Here is a 1,372-nt window from a genome sequence, read left to right on the forward strand (position 1 = left end):
GCTATAATCCGCCGCTCCCCACCAGTCCTACCCGCCCATGAACGCCATCGAAATCGAACAAGCCGTCAGCGAACTCTTCAGCCAACCCTGGGATGCCGACGAATTTCCCTACCAGTTCCTCGAAGCCTTTGGCAACAAGGCCACCACGCTGAAACGATTGCGTGCGGGTGAAACCAACCAAAGCGACTGCGGCGGCGTCCTCCAGCGCAACCACATTCACATCCTCGTCTGCCCGTCGGGCAAAACCACTGCCACCCTTGCCACCCTGGAACAAAGCCCCGCCAACGCCAAAAACAGGGTCAATTACCTGCTTGCCACCGACGGCATACACATCAACGCCACCGACCTGCAAAGCGGCGAATCTCTGTTTTGCGATTACGCCGACTTCCCCAACCACTTCGGCTTCTTCCTTGGCCTCGCCGGCATCCGCACCGTCAAGGCCATCCGCGACAGCGCCTTTGACATCCGCGCCACCGCAAAACTCAACCGCCTCTACACCGCACTCCTTAAGGACAACCCCGACTGGGCAAGCGCCGACCGCCGCCACGATATGAACCACTTCATGGCGCGCCTCATCTTCTGTTTTTTCGCCGAAGGCACCAACATATTCTTCGGCAACCACGCCTTTACCAACACTCTCGAACAAATGAGTGCAGTTGATGGCAGCGATACCGACTTCGTCATCGGCGAAATCTTCCGCACGATGAACATAAAAGACCGCGATAGTGCCAGCCCTCACGCTTGGACAAAAAAATTCCCCTACGTCAACGGCGGCCTCTTCAGTGACGCGCCCGTCGTTCCCCGCTTCACCCGCACCACCCGCGCCTACCTGCTGCAAATCGGCCTGCTCGACTGGACGAAAATCAACCCGGACATCTTCGGCTCGATGATCCAGGCGGTCGCCGACGAAGAAGAACGCGGCGAACTCGGCATGCACTACACCAGCGTGCCCAACATCCTCAAAGTGCTCAACCCGCTCTTCCTTGACGCACTGCGCACCAAGCTGGAAGAAGCCGGCGACAACAAAATCAAACTGCTCAACCTGCGCAAGCGCATCGCCCGCATCCGCGTCTTTGACCCCGCCTGCGGCAGCGGCAACTTCCTCGTCATCGCCTACAAAGAACTGCGCCATATCGAAAACCAAATCAACCAGCGCCGTGGCGAAGCGCAGCGCAAAAGCGACATCCCGCTCACCAACTTTCGCGGCATCGAACTGCGCGATTTCTCCGCCGAAATCGCCCGCCTTGCGCTGGTCATCGCCGAATACCAGGCAAACGTGCAATACCTCGGGCAAATCGAAGCCCTCGCCGAATTCCTGTTAAGTGACGTGCTCGCGAGCCGGGGCGCGTCACGACATGCGAGACGCCGTCCC

At 59.0% G+C, this 1,372-nt stretch carries 1 protein-coding gene; it reads left to right on the top strand.

All coding sequences use genetic code 11. The features are described 5' to 3' along the window. Positions 1 to 37: 37 nt before the first annotated feature. Positions 38 to 1,372, top strand: a 1,335-nt coding sequence (locus Q0349_RS03940; RefSeq protein ID WP_366916268.1) for a DNA methyltransferase, incomplete at its 3' end; no start/stop codon positions are given.

The organism is uncultured Cardiobacterium sp. (genome assembly GCF_938028185.1).
Taxonomy (GTDB): Bacteria; Pseudomonadota; Gammaproteobacteria; order Cardiobacteriales; family Cardiobacteriaceae; genus Cardiobacterium.